At 48.1% G+C, this 1,542-nt stretch carries 2 protein-coding genes and 1 pseudogene; all 3 read right to left on the bottom strand.

Features of this window, described 5'->3' with window-relative positions:
- Positions 1 to 367 (bottom strand): annotated as a pseudogene (locus tag PPOP_RS14420) (SUMF1/EgtB/PvdO family nonheme iron enzyme); the annotation flags it as partial.
- A 63-nt stretch (positions 368 to 430) separates the two neighbouring features.
- Positions 431 to 772, bottom strand: coding sequence for a hypothetical protein (locus tag PPOP_RS14425; RefSeq protein WP_148277958.1), 342 nt, complete (start codon positions 770 to 772; stop codon positions 431 to 433).
- 1 nt (position 773) lies between these two features.
- Positions 774 to 1,367, bottom strand: coding sequence for a hypothetical protein (locus PPOP_RS14430; protein ID WP_006287270.1), 594 nt, complete (start codon positions 1,365 to 1,367; stop codon positions 774 to 776).
- Positions 1,368 to 1,542 lie beyond the last annotated feature (175 nt).

The following is a 1,542-nucleotide window of genomic DNA, read 5'->3' on the forward strand; positions in this document are numbered from 1 at the left end:
GCTCGTCATCGTGCGAATGGTCGCCGCCCCGGTTGTTGTTGCCGCGCGGCAGCGTTCCGTTCTTCTTGGCCCACAGGGCGATAGCGGCCCATTCGGCGTTGCTGATCAGATGCCAGCCCGGCCCCTTGCTCTCGCATGCCTCCCGCGCCTGGTCATAGTCCACATTGACGGCAGGCTGCTGGAAGGGGAGGCTGTAGGCTTTGCTTCCTACGATGATGTTCTGATACTTACTCACCCAAATTCCCGGCACTTCCTTGCCGCCGACGATAAAGGCCGGGTGCGGGGTGTCCAGCGCGCCGTCGATCACGTCCGACAGATTGAACTTTGGGATGCGAACCATTATGTCATTATTCCGTTGAATGATCATTTTCAGTTCCTCCGTTTGTCATTGTAAATAAAGAAGCAGAACGGATTTAAATCGTCCTGCCTCTCAATTGGTTTTAAATTTCAAAAGCTTGATACACCGCCTCATCCTGAAAACCGGAGGCTTTAATAATACGTTCCGAAAATCCGGCAACCCCCAAGTCCCTCTCTGTCCCAAGCAATAAGGAGAGAACGCGAACCCCCTTTTTCTTTTTAATTCATTCCAGGACTGCAAGAAATCTGGATCTACAGTCGCTTCTCCATCTGTTACAAAGATAACATCCGCCTTTTCAAAACGGCTTTTATGAATGACTTCGGTCGCTTTTAAAGCGAATTCCCTTCGCTGCTTCCGAGCAATGCTCATCAAGGCCAAAGCAAATCCTTTGGAAAGTGTATCTTGATCCGACATGCTACCAGATTGGTCCAAACAAAGGATAATTAGGACCCTTGCCTAATTGCGCTTTACCTTTAGTATCAAACTGAAGTGTCTGGCCTTCTACATATCGTCGGAGGAAATCCGTTTTCGCTATTGGGCTGGCATATGCCCCAAGCTCCATCGGCAGCAACTGCTCAATCTCATTACCCTGTCGAATTCCGCTACGATTAATAGCTTCATTGTGTTTAGAGCGCTGTTTCCGTTGGGCGATAAGCTTCATTCGCCCCGCCCATTGTGCTATTGCTTTAAGTTTAAAGTCGCTACTCAGCCTTTCAGCTAACAAAAGCTGATCCTTTAATGGAACCTCCTTCAAGTCACTATCACCACTGCCAGCATGAATGCCGTTTAATCGCGACTTGACGTTCTCTTTTGCCTGATTCGCTTCTGAAGCGGCCTGTTTTAGCATTTGAGATAAGTGCCCCCCGTTCTGATTCAAAGCGGTTGACAGCAACTGTGCCGCCTGCTGCGATGCCTGCTTATTCCCGTCCATGGCTTGCTGCAATGCATCTGCAAGCTCCTGATCTTGCCGGTGTACTGACAATTCATTTTGAATATCTTTAATTTTCAAATAAATCCCTCCGCTTTTTTAAAATCATGACCTATGCAGTCCGAGGTAAGCCTTGGTAAATATCCGGTTTGGGCGTAGCCCAAAGAAGCATCAAATCATGCTCCGGCCCAAATAATTCAATAAGCCTTGCAAATGGCTGCACTTGTGTGTCACAATCAATAGAGATTCGCTGAAT

Source organism: Paenibacillus popilliae ATCC 14706 (assembly GCF_000315235.1).
Classification (GTDB): Bacteria; Bacillota; Bacilli; order Paenibacillales; family Paenibacillaceae; genus Paenibacillus_B; species Paenibacillus_B popilliae.